This is a genomic window from Streptomyces sp. NPDC046860 (assembly GCF_040645115.1).
In the GTDB taxonomy this organism is placed as follows: domain Bacteria; phylum Actinomycetota; class Actinomycetes; order Streptomycetales; family Streptomycetaceae; genus Streptomyces.
Map to the genome: position 1 here is coordinate 434,443 of NZ_JBEYXQ010000001.1, position 16,322 is coordinate 450,764.

Annotated in this window: 13 protein-coding genes and 1 pseudogene; all 14 read left to right on the plus strand. The window is 70.7% G+C overall.

The features are described 5' to 3' along the window. Positions 1–25: 25 nt before the first annotated feature. A complete protein-coding gene (locus tag ABZ898_RS02030) occupies positions 26–427 on the plus strand; it encodes a DUF6507 family protein (RefSeq protein WP_361651796.1) in 402 nt (133 codons plus the stop codon). After that, entirely contained in the window at positions 424–2,646 is a 2,223-nt protein-coding gene (locus ABZ898_RS02035; RefSeq protein WP_361651798.1) for a YwqJ-related putative deaminase, read from the plus strand. The genes ABZ898_RS02030 and ABZ898_RS02035 overlap by 4 nt, the downstream gene beginning before the upstream one ends. Further along, positions 2,646–3,017, plus strand: coding sequence for a hypothetical protein (locus ABZ898_RS02040; protein WP_361651799.1), 372 nt, complete (start codon positions 2,646–2,648; stop codon positions 3,015–3,017). Before ABZ898_RS02035 ends, ABZ898_RS02040 begins: the two co-directional genes overlap by 1 nt. A 12-nt stretch (positions 3,018–3,029) precedes the next feature. After that, on the plus strand, positions 3,030–3,890 hold the full coding sequence (locus ABZ898_RS02045; RefSeq protein ID WP_361651801.1) for an immunity 49 family protein: 861 nt from the start codon (positions 3,030–3,032) through the stop codon (positions 3,888–3,890). 286 nt (positions 3,891–4,176) lie between these two features. After that, positions 4,177–4,425 (plus strand): hypothetical protein, encoded by a 249-nt coding sequence (locus ABZ898_RS02050; RefSeq protein ID WP_361651803.1) that lies wholly within the window; start codon positions 4,177–4,179, stop codon positions 4,423–4,425. Then, entirely contained in the window at positions 4,425–4,874 is a 450-nt protein-coding gene (locus ABZ898_RS02055; RefSeq protein WP_361651805.1) for a hypothetical protein, read from the plus strand. Before ABZ898_RS02050 ends, ABZ898_RS02055 begins: the two co-directional genes overlap by 1 nt. Positions 4,875–4,950: 76 nt before the next feature. Continuing rightward, positions 4,951–5,196 carry a hypothetical protein gene (locus tag ABZ898_RS02060; RefSeq protein WP_361651807.1) on the plus strand — a complete coding sequence of 82 codons (246 nt, stop codon included), beginning with the start codon at positions 4,951–4,953 and terminating at the stop codon, positions 5,194–5,196. 52 nt (positions 5,197–5,248) lie between these two features. After that, positions 5,249–6,559: a type VII secretion integral membrane protein EccD gene (eccD, locus tag ABZ898_RS02065; protein WP_361651809.1), complete on the plus strand. Its 1,311-nt coding sequence runs from the start codon at positions 5,249–5,251 to the stop codon at positions 6,557–6,559. 16 nt (positions 6,560–6,575) lie between these two features. Further along, entirely contained in the window at positions 6,576–7,697 is a 1,122-nt protein-coding gene (locus ABZ898_RS02070; protein ID WP_361651811.1) for a type VII secretion protein, read from the plus strand. After that, a pseudogene (gene eccCb / locus ABZ898_RS02075) lies at positions 7,694–11,700 on the plus strand (type VII secretion protein EccCb). Before ABZ898_RS02070 ends, eccCb begins: the two are co-directional and overlap by 4 nt. Next, positions 11,697–13,109, plus strand: a complete 1,413-nt coding sequence (locus ABZ898_RS02080) for a DUF6177 family protein (protein ID WP_361651813.1) — start codon at positions 11,697–11,699, stop codon at positions 13,107–13,109. Before eccCb ends, ABZ898_RS02080 begins: the two are co-directional and overlap by 4 nt. Before the next feature lie 43 nt (positions 13,110–13,152). Continuing rightward, positions 13,153–13,581: a MerR family transcriptional regulator gene (locus tag ABZ898_RS02085; RefSeq protein ID WP_361651815.1), complete on the plus strand. Its 429-nt coding sequence runs from the start codon at positions 13,153–13,155 to the stop codon at positions 13,579–13,581. Continuing rightward, a complete protein-coding gene (locus tag ABZ898_RS02090) occupies positions 13,578–13,910 on the plus strand; it encodes a thioredoxin domain-containing protein (protein WP_361651818.1) in 333 nt (110 codons plus the stop codon). Before ABZ898_RS02085 ends, ABZ898_RS02090 begins: the two co-directional genes overlap by 4 nt. A gap of 132 nt (positions 13,911–14,042) precedes the next feature. Next, entirely contained in the window at positions 14,043–16,316 is a 2,274-nt protein-coding gene (locus ABZ898_RS02095; protein ID WP_361651820.1) for an ATP-dependent DNA helicase, read from the plus strand. Positions 16,317–16,322 lie beyond the last annotated feature (6 nt).

A 16,322-nucleotide genomic window follows, 5' to 3' on the forward strand; every position in this document is an offset into this window, starting at 1 on the left:
CGGGTACGGGGATGAGGGGCATTTCGTGACGGGGTGGGACGTCGATCCGGCCGGGGTGTACAGCGTGCTGTCCAAGGCCGGCACCGCGGCGAAGAGCATGTCGGACACGGGCAGCGCGATGCAGGGCAATCTGGAGGAGGCGGCGTCCGCCGCGGGCACGCTGACCAGTCAGTACGGTCCCTACAGCAGTACGGTCGGGCTCGTCGGCTCGGCGCTGGGACAGTTCGCGCAGGCCTGGGGCCGGGACCTGCTCTACATCGCCGAGCGCACGTCGAAGTCCCTCGACGGGGCTGATCAGGCGACCCGTTGCTATGTCGCCGGGGCGCTGGAGCAGGCGGCGAACGCGCAGCGGGAGGCGGCCAGGGAGCCGAAGGTGGACCTGCCCGGTGAGGGCGGGGGCCACGGGGGAGACGGGCCGCGGCGATGAGCGACGACGCGAAGCTGATCGATCCGTCCGGCATACCGCACTTCATCGGTGACCTGGGCACGCTGGACACCGACGTGATGCTGCTGACGGCGGACGCGGGCCAGTTCCGCGCCTCGGGGGCGGACGTGCACACCGAGTTCCAGGGGCTGTCGGCGTTCTACGAGGCGCCGGAGGCGGAGCAGTTGTTCGCCACCACGCTTCCGGTGAAGCAGAAGTCCGACGCCTTCGCCGACGATCTGGAGAAGGTCGCCACCGCCCTGTCGGACTACAGCTTCGAGGTCCAGCCGCTGGCGAGAAAGCTGGACACGCTGAAGTCCGACGCCACCGCCTTCGTGAACTCCGTCTCCGGTGACGACGACTGGCGCAAGGACCAGGACAAGGTCGACCACAACAACGACCTGTGGCACGACGTCAACCACACCGTCGCCGCCTTCCAGGACGCCGAACGCACCGCCTACAACAAGATCATGGCGTTGATCGGTGGCACCCGGATGGGCGTCGACGACGGCTCCGGCGGCAAGAACAAGTACGGCTACCGGGCCGAGGACCTCGACCACGCCGAGGCGACCCCCTGGGGAGCGCCCGCCGAGCGGGAGTACGAGGGGTGGGCCTGGCTGGCCCACCAGGGCAAGCAGGTGTGGGACGGCGTCTGGCAGGACGGCGTCATCGGCACCATCCACGGGGTGGGCACCCTGTTCGGCTCGGACGGCTGGGACGCGGCCGGTGAGGCGTGGAAGAACCTGGCCAAGCTGGGCACGGCTTCGGCGCTCACCAGCGTGACGATGGGCACGTGGTGGCTGCTGCCCGAGGACAAGCAGCCGTCCTGGCTGCGCGACTCCCGCAAGGCGTACAAGGAGACGGCCAAGGGCTTCATCGCCTACGACCAGTGGAAGACGAACCCCGCCCGTGCTGCGGGCGCGGTCGGCTTCAACGTACTGACCATCGTCGGCACCGAGGGCGCGGGCAGCGCCGTGAGCGGCGCCGGCAAGGCGGGTGCCGCCGCCCGCACCCTCTCCCTCGCCGGCAAGGTCGGCCGCGCCATCGACCCGATGACCTACGCGGGCAAGGCCGCCAAGTTCGCCTTCGTCCGGGTCGGCGACACCTTCAGCACCCTGAAGAACCTCCGCACGGGCGCGTACGCGGACATGGCCGACCTGGGCGGGAGGTATGCGCCGGCGGAGCATCCGCTGGGGGTGGGGGAGCGGCCGGTTTCTGTGCCGGAGAGTGCTGTTGAGTACGTGGATGCGCGGGGCAGGTCTGTCTACCTGACCGAGGACGGCCATGTACTGAATGCGGACGGCAGCGTACGTCAGAACCCCGACCACGCCATGGTGGAACCCTCGGCCAATGACCGAAGCGGGCTGAACGCCCATGCCCATGCGGGACACGACGATCACTCGGCGCATGGTGCCGAGTCGAGCGAACGTTCTACTGTGCAGGCCCATGTCGGACGCGACGAGGCTGCTCACGGTGTCGGCAGCGCCGACGGCGCACACTTTTCCTCATCCAAACCGGCAGTCGGCGACGGCCCGCACTCTTTCGATCATCATCACGTCCATCATTCATCACCCGGTGACGAACATCCGCCGGGTTCGATGCATGCGGACCTCGAGAGTGCACCCCTTCCGGGTCATGGCGACAAAATTCTCGTTGAACTCCCCGAGGCACGAGTGAGGCGAGCGAACGGCCTGATCACACACGTTGACGGCCGACCTGTCAGCGATTACCTCGACGGTTTGTCCCAGCGGCGCGGCGCGGCCTACCTGGCGGCGAAGGAAGCCGGGACCTTTCCGCGCAAGCAGGCTGGCGCGTGTGTGGGGGCCGTGATCGACTTGCGCACGGGTGAGGTCGTCGAAGGGCTTAATGGTAAGCCCGGCAACGTGATCCCCGTCGATCAGCTTCACCCGACGCTGGCTGCCCGTTACGAGGAAATTCGTGCGCAGCCCCCGCACGAGGACCATCCACTGGGCCATGCGGAGGTGAAGGCGGCCAACGCGCTACTCTGGGAGCGCGCGAAACGTGGCATGCCTGACGGTGAAGAAGCGCTGCACGAGATGCGGGCCTCCGTCGTATTCCCTTACCTCGCGGACAGAGTGACGGGAGTTCAAGGCAGGTCGGCTCCCTTCTGCGCGAACTGTAATCACATGCTCAGGGGAGTGCCGAGCAGCCACGGGCGATTTACCGGGTACCCGCCGAGTGACGAGAATTGGATTCCCTGATGAGTGATGTCCCCAGGATCGACATCGACGACCCGGACGTTGATATGGACGATGCGCAACGACTACTTTATCGTGGCAGTCTATTCACGGGTGAGGTGACCGAACACCTCACTGGCAAGCTCGTCAGTCTAGATATCTATGCTGACGGATTGCTGAATGGTTTGTCGCGGGAATGGTACAAGGATGGAACTCTCCGATCCGAAGGTCTCGTACGCGGCGGCCTGCCTCGCGGAGAACACCGAGAGTGGCACCCGAACGGGGTCTTGGCATCGTTGAAGATCTTCGACGAGGACGGCCTCACGCTCAGATGTGACCTTGCATGGGATGACGCGGGTAGGCCGACGCGTGAGTGGCGGCTGAAAGACGGCTGAGGGAGGGCTGTCGTGACGGAAGCGGTGAACCGGCACCGCAGGCCCGGTGTTGTAGACGTGGCTGCGGTGCAGGAGCTGATCGAGGATGTGAAGAGCGATGTCGAGAGCCTTGGGGCATCGACAACGGTCTTTGCGTTCGCTGTCGATGAATCTCTCACCGCTCTCCTGGCCCGCCTCGTGATCGACCCGAACGCTGAGGAACTTCCCACGTGGGAGGCGACTGTGGCTGCCATGCAGGTCAGGCAGGCTGCCTTCGCCGCTGCAGCGCGGACGGACGGCACTGTGGAGTGCCGAATCCTGCACGAGGTGCGGTCGATCCCCGCAACGGGCCCTCAGTTCCACGCGAATGCGGGTAACTGGCTCAACGCCTTCTGGCTCGCCATCATCTGTCGTGATCAGGTGCGCATGACCGAGCTGTGCGAGGTCCCGCTGGAAGTGCTGCGGGCATCCGGCGTCCGGGGTGACGAGTACATCTACAACTGGATCGACGCACTTCAGGCGTATTGGCTCGAACGTCCGGGCCTGGTGGAGAAGTTGGGGCAGGCGATTGACAATTCCTTCCCCGAAGTCGCCACGATCGCGCCTCGCGCTCTCCTCCAGAACGTCCTGTATCCACCGATCAACCTCTTCTACCAGTTTCTCCGCAAGGATCACGACGCCTTCAACACCGCGCTGATCGAGGCGCTGCATTTCCACAAGGCCTACTGGTCGGCCGACGAAGAGCGTGCCAACGACTTCGAGGGTGTGGCGTCGTTCAGCCTCCTGGCCATCACTTGTCTCGCCTGCGACGCCGGCTTCCCGATCGAGGTGGAGTCGGAGTACCTCCCCAAGCACCTCCTCCAGCGGGACTGGCTCGGCGAGTTCGAGGTCTGAGATCGTTTCTGCGACGTAAGGAAAGCTATGTCCGCCCAGGACTACGACAGTCAGCTTCTCGAATCCGTTGCCGTGCGGCGGCGGAGGCTGCGGGATGCGGCGGCTACTCGTTCGAGGGAGGGGTGCAGCCCGTTCCTCCCGAGTGAGGTCGTTGTGGCTCAAAGCCTGCCTCGTGATCGATCCGTACTCTGGGAAACTTCCCGGGCGGGAGCGGGAGTAACTCCTCTGGCGAGACTGGGTCGACGAGTTCGATGTCCGAGATTGTCTCTGCGACGTTAGGAAAGCCATGCCGGCCCAGGACTACGACAGTCAGCTTCTTGAATCCGTCGCCGTGCGGCGGCGGCGGTTGCGGGACGCTGTGTTGTTCGGGGGGCAGCGGCAGCGGCGTACCGTCGACGAGCGGCTCGGGAAGGTGTTCGCGGGGCTCGTGATCGGAGCCGTGCTCTGTGCCGGATGCGTGGGCTGGTCATTCGTCTCGCACCGGGTACTGCCCGCGACCACAGCGCCCGCCCCCACCAGCACCTCGTCCCAGTGATGAACAAGGAACCAGACCTGCACGGGTGGGCCGAGAGCGAGAGGCGCAACGTCCTCGATCTGGCCGACGTGCTCGGCGTGTCTCCCGAGGCGTACCGCGCCGAACCGGCGAATCTCGTCCCCGCCCTCCAGGACTACGTCTCGCGCGCACCGTTCGAGGAGTTCGAGCAGTCCGACTGGGTTACCCTGCACGCCGATTTGATGTCCTACGTCGCGGACTACCTGATCAATAAGCATGGTGCACGTTGGAGCGTTGAGAATGATCCTGCGTCGCCTCGCGGGTATCGGTACGTGATCGCTGCTGTTGGGCGTGACGGGCGCAGCCGTGTCCTTGACCCGCTTCAGTTGGTGGGTCAGGAATTTGCTAGTCTGCCGATCGACATTACCCGAATGCTGGCTGGCGCGGAGTTTGCTCTGGGCCTGGCATCGCCGACGGGCAGCGATCGCTGAGGGGCGGAGCGCCCCCGCCACAGTGTCGGAACCGAATCTGTCTTGCTTGCCCTTGAGCATCCCGAGGAATTGAGTCATGTCGGCCCAGGACTACGACAGCCAGCTTCTCGAATCCGTCGCCGTGCGGCGACGGAGGTTGCGGGATGCGGTGTTGTTCGGGGGGCAGCGGCAGCGGCGTACCGTCGATGAGCGGCTGGGGAAGGTGTTCGCGGGGCTCGTGATCGGGGCCGTGCTCTGTGCCGGTTGCGTGGGGTGGTCGTTCGTCTCGCACCGGGTGCTGCCCGCCACTTCCTCGCCCGCTGGCCCGACCACCACTCGGTGATAAGTTCGAACGCGTGCTATCTACGGGGACATCGAGCCGTACGGGACCGGCGTTGAGCCGGGTCACTCTGGTCGGTGAGCGGCGGCGGGTCGATCTGGTCCTTCCTTCGCGGGAGCCGGTCGGGCGGCTGCTTCCCGAGGTGATGCGACTGCTGGACGACCAGGTCGGTACGCGACCGCAAACGCGGCATCTGGTCGCCGGAGACGGCAGTGTCCTGGAGCCGGACGCCACCCTGGAGTCGGCGGCCGTGGCCGACGGCGCGGTGCTGCGGCTCGTGCGTGTGGAGGATGTTCCGTCGGCGCCCGTCATCCACGACGTGACCGACGAGGCCGCGGACGACCTGGACGTACGGGCGTGGCGGTGGAACCCCGCGGCGCGGCGGGTCGTCGCCGGAGCCGCCGCCGTCGCCTGGGCCCTTGCCGCGTCGGTTCTCGCCCGGCAGGAGTTCGCGGCGCAGACCGTGGGTACCGCGCTGGTCGTCCTCGCCGTGCTCGGCGCGGTCGCGGGCGCCGTGGCCGGACGGGCCGGTGCGCGCGGGCTCGCCGCCACGCTGGCCGTCACCGGTGGTGCGCTGGGCTGCTTCGGGGCCTGGAGTCTCGCGGACGCCCACGCCTGGTCGGGGCCGGCGCGGCTCGCCGGAGTCGCGGGCGTACTGGCCGGAGCGCTGCTGCTGCTCGGATGGTGCTCGTCCCTCGGGCGGGGCGGACTGTTCGGCGCTGCCGCGCTCGTGGGTGGCGGCGTCTGCTGGGAGGCCGCTCTCTTCTTCCAGTCCGCCGCCCGCTCGGGGGCGCTGCTGTCCGTGGTGTCCGTGGTGGTGCTGGGGCTGCTGCCCAGGTTCGCTCTGATGGCCTCGGGCCTCGCGGGGCTCGACGACCGCCGGTCCGGCGGGGTCTCCGTGAGCCGGTATCAGGTGTCGACCGCGCTCGCCGCCGCGCACCGGGGACTCGTACTGGCGACGGTCGTGACCGCTGTCTCCGCCGCGGTCGCCGGGGCGCTCGCGCTGCGTACGGTCTCGGTCTGGACTGTGCTGCTCGCGGTGGCCGTCGCGCTGGTGCTCGGCCTGCGGGCGCGGGCGTACCCGCTGGTCCCCGAGGTGGTGGCCCTGCTCGTGGCCGCCGCGGTCGTGCTGGTCCGGCTGGCCTGGGTGTGGCAGGAACGGTCGGCCACGGCCGCCCCGCTCGCGGTACCGGTGGCGCTGGCGGTCGTACCGCTCGCCGTCCTCGTCGTCCAGCCGCCCGAGCACGTACGGGTACGGCTGCGCCGACTGGGCGACGTACTGGAGTCCATCGGGGTGATCGCGTTGTTCCCGCTCCTGATGGGCGTCTTCGGGGTGTACGGGCGGCTGCTCGGCACGTTCGCGTGAGCTGGAGGCGGCAAGCATGACCCGGCCCCAGGACGGCTGGCAGGACGATGTGCTGCGCGAACTGCGGAGCGACATATCCCTGCCGAGCCCGACAGCGGCAGCGGAGACGGCCGCGACCTCCGTGGACGACAGCACCGAACCCGAGGCACCGGTGCAGGAGAGGCGGCCGAGCACGTCCCCCGTCGTCCGCGCTCCCACCACCCTCTCCCGCCCCCTGCCCACCCCCGAGTCCGTCCCTACCATCGACCCCCGGCTGGCCGTGGCCCTCGGCAGGCCGCACCACGGGGACTCCGTCACCCGGCGCACCGGACGCTCGATCCGGCGGCTGGCCGCGTCCGCCTCGCAGGAGGTTGCGGAGGAGACGCGCATCGCGCAGGAGCTTCAGCAGCCGGTGACGACCGGCCGGGTGATCGCCGTGACGTCGATCCGGGGCGGGGTCGGCAAGACGACGACAGCCGCGCTGCTCGCCCGCACCCTCCACCACTACCGGCACGACCCGGTGCTGGCACTGGAGGCGGACGCCGCGCTCGGCACGCTGCCGGTGCGGATGGGCGCGGAGTCGGTGCGGTGGTCGTGTGCCGAACTGGCCCAGATCCTCACCCCGTCCATGCAGCTCACCGACATCACCGGCTACCTGGTGCCCGTCCCGGACGGCGGCTGGCTGCTCCCGGCTAGCCAGGGGCGGGTCGGCGCGCCCCTGGAGACGCGGGTCTACCTCAAGGTGACGCAGGCATTGCGCCGGTACTTCGCCGTCACCGTGGTGGACTGCGAGACGCTCCCCGCCGAAGTGGCCCGCGCCGCGATGGACACCGCTCACGCCCGGGTCGTCGTCGCGCCGCTCACCGCCGAGGGCGTCGACGGCACCCGGGTCGTCCTCGACTGGCTGGCCCGGCTCCCGCACGATGCCCTCGCCTCCACCACCGTCGCCCTCACCTCGGGCACACCCGACATGAATCTCGACCTGAAGACGGCCACGGCGCATCTGCGCGAGACAGGGGTCACCATCGTGCACCTGCCCTACGACCGGCATCTCGCGGCCGGCGGACCCATACGCACGGAACTGCTGGCGTCCGCCACCCGCGGTGCGAGCACACGGCTGGCGGCGGAAGCGCTCGGGCGGGCGGTGCGGGTCCGTTGACGCAGCACGTCGTCCACCGGCCGGCCCGTGCCACCCGCCCGCTGCCCGAGACCGAGGCGCGCACCATCGAGCCGCCGCCGAACCTGCCCGAGGGCAAGATGGGCAGCGCGGCCACCGCACTGCTGCCCATGACCGGTGTCATGGGGTCCGTGGTGATGATGACCGTCATCCGGTCCAGCCAGTTCGCGGGTCTCGGCGCGGTCGTGCTCGTCATCGCGCTCCTCGGCGCGGTGGCACTGTTCCTGTCGCAGCGCGGCAAGGCGCAGCGCCAGCGCAGGGTTCAGCGCGAGCGGTATCTGGAGTATCTGGAGGAACTGCGGGAGGAACTGGGCGCGGCCGAGCGGTCCCGACGGCAGGGGGCCCGGGAACTCAGCCCGCCGCCGGCCGCGCTGTACGACCTTCTGCGCGACCCGGCCCGGCTGTGGGAACGCCGGCGCGCGGACGCGGACTTCCTGCGGGTACGGGTCGGCGTCGGTGACGTACCGGTGCAGGACGTGGTGGTCGGCCAGAACACGGCGGGCGGCGTGCTCACTCCACCGGACCCGTTCATGCTGAACGAGGCGCGCGCTCTCCAGGCGCGCTTCACCACATCCGCAGGACATCCGTTGACCGTGCCGCTGGACCGGGTGGGCGACGTGAGCGTGGTCGGCGACCGCGAGGGTGTCCTACGGGTCGCACGGGCGCTCCTCGTACAGGCCGCGGTGACCCACGCCCCGGACGACCTGGCGCTCGGCCTCGGCGTGCCCTGTGAGCGCTTGGCGGAGTGGGAATGGGCCAAGTGGCTCCCGCACGTCCTCGACACCGGCACGGACGACGGTCCGGTCGCCGCCCGCCGGATCGCACCCGATCTGCACGAGCTGGCCCGCGTCATCGGTGCCGATCTGAAGAAGCGCGCCTCCTATGCGGCCGAGGTGGGCCGCGGCCTCGCCGACCGTACGGCGCTGAGCCTCGGCGGCCGTCTGCTCGTGGTGAGCGACGAGTACGGGCACAACGCGGCCGAACTCCCACGGCCGGACTCGGCGGTGGCCCTCTCCGACATGGGCGTCACCGTCCTGCATCTGCTCGCCGAGCAGGTGCAGGAGCCCGGTGACGTGGCGGTGCGGATCGTCGTCGACGGTGACCGGGTCGTGGTCGAGGACCTGCGGGGCGAGCGGGTCGTACGCGTCGCCGGGACCCTGGACCCGGTGAGCGACGCCTTGGCCGAGGGGCTCGCCCGGATGCTGGCGCCGCTGCGGCTCTCCCCGGAGTCGTCCGCGGAGGGCGCCCCGGTGTCGGGGCCGGTGGACTTCCCGCATCTGCTCGGCATCGACGATCCGGCGGCGCTCGACCTGCCGAGGCAGTGGGCGCCGCGCGGGGAACGCGACTTCCTGCGGGTGCCGATCGGGCTGGACGACCGGCATCAGCCGGTCCTGCTCGACCTCAAGGAGTCGTCGGAACTCGGCATGGGGCCGCACGGTCTCTGCGTGGGTTCGACCGGTTCCGGCAAGAGCGAGCTGCTGCGCACCCTCGTGCTCGCCCTGGTGACGACACACCCGCCCGAGGATCTTGCGATGGTGCTGGTCGACTACAAGGGCGGTGCCACCTTCGCGCCGTTCGCGGGTCTGCCTCACGTGTCGGGTGTCATCACCAACCTGGAGAACCAGGCCGATCTGGTGGAGCGCGTCCACGCCTCCCTGGCCGGGGAGATCAAGCGGCGCCAGCAGGTCCTGAAGGACGCCGGGAACGTCGCGGACATCGGCCACTACCGGTCGCTGCGCGAGACCGCCCGCCCGGACCTCGAACCGTTGCCTCATCTGTTCGTCGTGATCGACGAGTTCGGTGAACTCCTCACCGCGAAACCGGACTTCATCGACCTGTTCCTCTCGATCGGCCGGATCGGCCGCTCCATCGGCGTGCATCTGCTGTTGTCCAGCCAGCGCATCGAGAGCGGCAGGCTGAAGGGTCTGGAGACCTATCTGTCGTACCGCCTCGGGCTGCGCACCTTCTCGGCGGACGAGTCGCGTACGGTCCTTGACACCCCGGACGCCTTCAACCTGCCGCCGCTTCCCGGTTTCGGCTACCTGAAGGTCGACACCTCCACCTATACGCGGTTCAAGGCGGGCTTCGTCTCCGGTGCGTACCGCGGGCCGCTCCGGCCGGACTCTGTGGCCGACGAGGAGCCTTCCGCGTGGCCGTACCCGGCCTACAACACGCTCGACGGTCCCGCCGGTTCGGGAGGTGACGGACAGGAGGCCCTCCCGCGCGAGCGGGAGACCGGACCCACCGTGCTGTCCGTCGTGGTGGACCGGCTCACGGACGCCGACAGGCCGGTGCGCCGGATCTGGCTGCCGCCCCTGCCCGGAGCGGTGACGCTGACCGGCGCGGCCGGACCCGTGCGGGCATCCGCGGAGGGCATACGACTCACCTCCGCGGAGGGTCCGTTGCGTGTACCTCTCGGGATACTCGACGACCCGGCGAAGCAGTGGCAGAGCCGATGGGTGCACGACCTGAACACCGCCGGCGGTCACACCGCCGTCATCGGCGGCCCGCAGTCCGGCAAGACCACGCTGCTGCGCACCCTGGCGCTGTCCCTGGCCGTCACGCACACCCCGCGCGATGTCGCGGTCTACGGCCTCGACCTGGCCGGCGGCGGCCTCGGAGCACTGGCCGGACTGCCGCACGTCGGAGGGATCGCCGGACGCGCCGACCATGAGCGCGCCGCCCGCACGGTCGCCGAGGTGCGCGCGATGCTCGCCGAGCGGGAGGCCGTCTTCCGTGAGCGCGGCATCGACTCCGTCGACCAGCTCCGCACGCTGCGCGCCAAGGGCGAACTGCCAGAACTGGGTTCCACCGACGTGGTGCTGCTCATCGACGGGTTCGGCGCGCTGCGGGACGAGTTCGCCGAGCTGGACGAGCCGGTCGCCGACCTCCTCAAGCGGGGCGGCGGTTACGGCATCCACGTCGTCGCGGGCATGCTCCGCTGGAACGACGTACGCATCGCCACACAGTCGATGTTCGGCAGCCGGATCGAGCTCCGCCTCAACGATCCCGCCGACTCCTCCGTGGACCGCAAACTGTCCGAGACGCTGCCCGCGGACACCCCCGGCCGGGTCCTCACCGACGGCAAGCTGTTCGCGCAGGCCGCCCTGCCGAGGCTCGACGCGACCGCCTCCGCCACGGACCTGGGTCCGGCCCTGGAGTCCGCCGCGCGTTCCCTGCGGGCCACCTGGCACGGCGATTCCGCCGCCCCCGTCCGGGTGCTGCCGACGCGCCTGCCCGCGCGGCACCTGCCCGGCCCGGACAAGGAACCCCGCGCCGTGCCGATCGGGGTCGACCAGGACTCCCTGGCCCCCGTCGTCCTGGACCTCTTCGGGACCGACCAGCACCTCCTGGTGCTCGGGGACAACGAGTGCGGCAGGACGAACCTGCTCCGGTTGATCGCCCAAGCGCTCGTGGACAGGTACGGCGAGGACGAGCTGGTGTTCGCGGTCTTCGATCCCCGGCGCGGCCTGCGCCGCGCGGTGCCGGAGCCGTACCGGGGCGGCTACGCGCACAACGCCAAGCTGGCGCTGGCGCTGGCGGGAGGCATAGAGGCCGAGCTGGGCAAGCGTCTCCCGGACTCCGTCGATCCCGACGCCCTGACCGACGAACCCGGTTTCTCCGGCCCGCGCGTCGTGATCCTCGTCGACGACTACGACGTCCTCACCGCGGCCGGATCACAGCCTCTCGCGCCGTTCCTCCCGTACATCTCCGCCGCCCAGGACATCGGACTCCACTTCGTCGTCGCGCGCCGGGTCGCAGGTGCCTCGCGGGCCCTGTACGACCCCGTCATGACGGCGCTGCGCGAGACCGGCGCATCGGCGCTGGTGATGACGGGAGACCGCACGGAGGGCCAGCTCTTTCCCGGTCTGTACGCCTCCGCGCAGCCGCCGGGCCGGGGCACTCTGGTGCGCCGGGGCCGCGCCACCAGCTCATCCAGACGGCCCTCACGGCCGAGAACGGGGCCGGGGAGGCACCGGCGTGACCAAGGACGTCATCGCGCTCACCCCGAAGATGCCCGGCACCGACGCACTCCTGGCCGCTCTGCACGCGGGCGGACCCGATCTGGGCCTGACCGCCACGGACGACGGAGCGGTCCTCCAGCTCTGCACGGCCGACGGGCGTCCGCTGGTGTCGGTCGAGGCCCCGCTCCTCGTCCACACCCCCGGTGAGGCGGAGCGTCTGCTCGGTCTGGGGGCCGGTGCGCCCGAGCCTCCGTACTGGTGGACCGAGACGCGCGCGTCCACCGCGGTCCCCGCCGCGGAGTCCCTCGCGGGTTCCGTGTGCGGCCGCCTGACGATGCTGCTCGGCGGTTCCGTGTGGCCGCCGGAGGCCGGGCACACCGCACGCGTGACCACGCCGGACGGCGACGCCGCGCAGCCGTCCCCGGCTTCCGGAGCTCCCGCTCTGCCCGTCGTCGACGTGCTGACCGGGTCGACTGCTGTGGTCCTGGCGGACCGCCCCGTCGTCCCGCTCACCGCATGGCTCTCGGACCTCCTGCGCGCCACCACCCGTTCCGACCGTGCGTTCCACCTCGTCACTCCGCCGCATGTCCGCCTGACGCTGCCGCTGCGCACCGCACTGGGCGGCGCGCCCAACCGCTGGGTGGTCCAGGACCCCGCGGGCGGGTACCACGACGGCCTGTCCGGTCTCCGGCTCGCCTGGCGCGACGGTACGTTCGCCCCGCTCGGCACCGAGGTCGCCGCCGCCTTCACTTCGCGGGCGACGCCCGCCGGGCACCGACAGCTCACCATCTCCTTCCGAACGGTGCACGCACCCGACGCCGGCCTGGAGCTGGGCGGCGCCCTCGAATCCGCCTGGCGTCACCTCACCGGTGCGCCGCCCGCCGGATGGGGCACCGCGGAGCCGGTGAACCTGCCCTGGTCGCGGCGTCAGTTGACCCAGGCGGCTCGTGACCGGGCGCCCTCGCCGACCCACCTCGTCGTCATCGGCGCACCCGGCCGGCCGGCCGTCGCCACGCATCGCGTCACCCGTACCACCGCCGGAGTGGCCGAGGACACCACCCTGACTCTCGGCTTCACCGCACCCGAGGAGGTTCCTCTCGACGCGCTGGAGGCCATGGCCGAGGAGTTGGTCGGTGAGCACGGTCTGACCACCATGCTCACCACGCTGCGCCGGGCGCGCGCCGACCTCACGCTGCCGCCGCACCTGGAGCCGCCGCCCCTGCCGGTCGCCTTCACCCTCGGGTCGCGCGAGGTACGGACCATCGGCCTCACCCACGCCCGGCGGCCGCCCCTCGCCCCGCGCCCCCGGCAACTCGGTCCCGCGACCGCCCCCGCCCTCCACTACGCCCTGGGCGACGGAACCGAGGCCGCCGCCTGGACGGCGCTCCAGGTGCTCACCGAGCACCTCAAGGCCGGTTCCCCCGCGTGAGCGCCTTGCCCTGACGCCCACGTCACCCCCTACCGTCGAGTCCATGCGAATCGGTGAGCTGGCCGAGCGGGCCGGGACGACCGTGCGGGCGTTGCGGTATTACGAGAGCCGGGGGCTGTTGCCCGCGCGGCGGGACGGCAACGGGCATCGGGTGTACGGCGAGCGGGATCTCGCGCTGCTCAGGCAGATCCGCACGCTCCGGGACTTCGGGTTCGAGCTGGAGGAGACGCGGCCGTTCGTGGAGTGTCTGCGGGCCGGGCATCCGGAGGGGGACGCGTGTCCGGCGTCGCAGGCCGTGTACCGGCGGAAGCTGGATGAGCTGGACGGGCTCATCGGGGAGCTGGTGGCGGTGCGGGCGACGGTCGCGGGGCAGTTGCGGCGGGCCGAGGAGGCGCGGGACGGGCTGGCCGCCGACTCGCTGGTTCCGGGGGGTCCGGAACCCGTGTGCGAGCTGGGAGGGACGAAGGCATGAGTGCGGTCAGCGGACTGGACGAGGTCACGGACGCGGATTTCGGGAGCGAGGTGCTGGGCTCCGATCTTCCGGTGCTGGTGCAGTTCACGGCCCAGTGGTGCGGGCCCTGCCGGCAGCTCGCGCCGGTGCTGCGGGACATCGCCTTCGAGGAGGGGGACCGGCTGAAGGTGTTCCAGCTCGACGTGGACCGCAATCCCGGCACCACGATCGCCTACAACGTGCTCTCCACGCCCACGCTCATGGTCTTCCGGGGCGGTGAGCCGGTGCGGTCCATGGTGGGCGCCCGGCCGAAGCGGAAGCTGCTGGAGGAGCTGTCCGACCTGCTCTGACTGCCCTGAACAAGGCACCCCGTAAGCGAAGAAATCCCCCGGGCATTGGCGCCCGGGGGATTTCTTTCGGTATATTGGACCGTTCGCGACTTCTTTATGAGAAGTTGCGCGGAAGCTTGATGAGCACAGTATATGCGGGCGGGAGTGGAATTGTCAAACACCGAATATCCGGACGATGAATTGCGGTTCGAGCAGGAATTCATCGACGGACTCTACGAGCGCGTGGACGAGCTGCGCGGTGACGCGGAGACCGGCGTCAAGGACGCCCTCGCGCAGGGCGACAAGCCCCAGCAGGCCCGGCTGGAGCGGGACATCCTGGTCGCCGAGCGCTCCGGGCTGCTCGCCGCGCTGAACTCCGTCGACGGCTCGCTCTGCTTCGGCCGGATCGACCTCGCCGACGGCACCACCCACCACATCGGCCGCATCGGCCTGCGTCGCGAGGACGCCGAGCGCACCCCCGTCCTCATCGACTGGCGCGCCGACGTCGCCCGCCCCTTCTACGTGGCCACCGGGCACACTCCGATGGGCCTGCGCCGCCGTCGGCACATCACCAGCGAGGGCCGTACCGTCACCGCGCTGCACGACGAGATCCTCGACCTCGGCGACGACACCCGCACCGGCCACGAGGACCCCACCGGCGACGCCGTGCTGTTGGCCGCGCTGAACTCGGCGCGCACCGGCCGCATGAGCGACATCGTGCAGACCATCCAGGCCGAGCAGGACGACATCATCCGGGCCCCGCACCGGGGTGTCATGGTGGTCGAGGGCGGTCCCGGCACCGGCAAGACCGCGGTCGCCCTGCACCGGGCCGCCTACCTGCTCTACGAGCACCGCGAACTGCTCGCCCGGCGCGCCGTGCTGATCGTCGGCCCCAACCCCGCCTTCCTCGGCTACATCGGCGAGGTGCTGCCGGCGCTCGGCGAGACCGGCGTGCTGCTGGCCACCGTCGGGGAGCTGTTCCCCGGGGTGAGGGCCACCGCCGCCGACACCCCTCAGGCGGCCGTCGTGAAGGGGCGCGCGGAGATGGCCGACGTGCTCGCCGCCGTCGTGGCCGAGCGGCAGGCGCTGCCGGACCCGGTGATCGCGATCGAGCACGACCGCGAGGTGCTGATGCTCGACGAGGGCCTGGTGGCCACCGCCCGCGAGCGCACCCGCGCGGCCAAGCTGCCGCACAACGCGGCCCGCGAGCACTTCGAGGGCCACATCCTCAACACGCTCACCGACCTGTACGCCGAGCGCGTGGGCACCGACCCCTACGACGGCTCCAGCCTGCTCGACCCCTCCGACATCACCCAGATCCGCGACGAACTCGCCGAGAACCCCGAAGTCTGGGCGGCCATCGACCAGTTGTGGCCCCGGATCACGGCGCGCCGGCTGGTATCGGACTTCCTCGCCGAGCCGGGCGGGCACCTGGCGCCCGAGGACGCCGACGCGGTACGCCGTCCGGTGACCCGGGCCTGGACGGTCGCGGACGTGCCCCTGCTGGACGAGGCCGCCGAACTCCTCGGCGAGGACGACCGGCTGGCCCGCGCCCGCGCGGACCGGGAGCGCGAGACGCAGATCGCGTACGCGCAGGGCGTGCTGGACGTGTCGTACGCCTCGCGCACCTACGAGTTCGACGACAAGGAGGAGGACGACCCGGAGTCGTCCGAGGTGCTCTCCGCGCACGACATCATCGACGCCGAGCGCTTCGCCGAGCGGCACGAGGAGGACGACCACCGCAGCGCCGCCGAGCGGGCGGCGGCGGACCGGACCTGGGCGTTCGGGCACATCATCGTGGACGAGGCGCAGGAGCTGTCCCCGATGGCGTGGCGGCTGCTGATGCGGCGCAGCCCGACCCGCTCCATGACCCTGGTCGGGGACCCCGCGCAGACCGCCGAGGCGGCCGGTGTCGGGTCCTGGTCCGAGATCCTCCAGCCGTACGTCGAGGACCGCTGGGAGCACACCCGGCTGGGCGTCAACTACCGCACCCCGGCCGAGATCATGGAGCTGGCGGCCGCGGTGGTCCGCGCCGGGCGGCCGGACTTCGAGCCGCCCAGCTCGGTCCGCTCCACCGGCGTCCGGCCCTGGGTGCGGGACGCCGCCGGCGACCTGCCCGGCGCGGTCGAGCGGGCGGTCGCCGAGCTGACCCCGGCCGAGGGGCGCCTCGCGGTGATCGCCCCGCGCGAGCTACACGACAGCCTGGCCGCCCGGCTGGACGGCGTCACGGCCGACGGCCTGCCCGACCTGACCCGGAACGTGGTCCTGCTCGACCCGCGCCAGTCCAAGGGCCTGGAGTTCGACTCGGTCCTGGTCGTCGAACCCGCGGCCTACGGCACGAGCGACCTCTACGTGGCCCTGACCCGCGCCACGCAGCGGCTCGGCGTGCTGCACACCGGCGAGGTCCCCGCCGCGCTCACGGTGTGACGGGTC

What these genes read in the sequence shown, in the direction of transcription:
- ABZ898_RS02060 (WP_361651807.1), top strand. Translation starts at nt 4,951, where the DNA reads ATGTCGGCCCAGGACTACGACAGCCAGCTTCTCGAATCCGTCGCCGTG.
- ABZ898_RS02085 (WP_361651815.1), top strand. Translation starts at nt 13,153, where the DNA reads ATGCGAATCGGTGAGCTGGCCGAGCGGGCCGGGACGACCGTGCGGGCG.
- ABZ898_RS02090 (WP_361651818.1), top strand. Translation starts at nt 13,578, where the DNA reads ATGAGTGCGGTCAGCGGACTGGACGAGGTCACGGACGCGGATTTCGGG.
- ABZ898_RS02070 (WP_361651811.1), top strand. Translation starts at nt 6,576, where the DNA reads ATGACCCGGCCCCAGGACGGCTGGCAGGACGATGTGCTGCGCGAACTG.
- ABZ898_RS02055 (WP_361651805.1), top strand. Translation starts at nt 4,425, where the DNA reads ATGAACAAGGAACCAGACCTGCACGGGTGGGCCGAGAGCGAGAGGCGC.
- ABZ898_RS02050 (WP_361651803.1), top strand. Translation starts at nt 4,177, where the DNA reads ATGCCGGCCCAGGACTACGACAGTCAGCTTCTTGAATCCGTCGCCGTG.
- ABZ898_RS02095 (WP_361651820.1), top strand. Translation starts at nt 14,043, where the DNA reads ATGCGGGCGGGAGTGGAATTGTCAAACACCGAATATCCGGACGATGAA.
- ABZ898_RS02040 (WP_361651799.1), top strand. Translation starts at nt 2,646, where the DNA reads ATGAGTGATGTCCCCAGGATCGACATCGACGACCCGGACGTTGATATG.
- ABZ898_RS02035 (WP_361651798.1), top strand. Translation starts at nt 424, where the DNA reads ATGAGCGACGACGCGAAGCTGATCGATCCGTCCGGCATACCGCACTTC.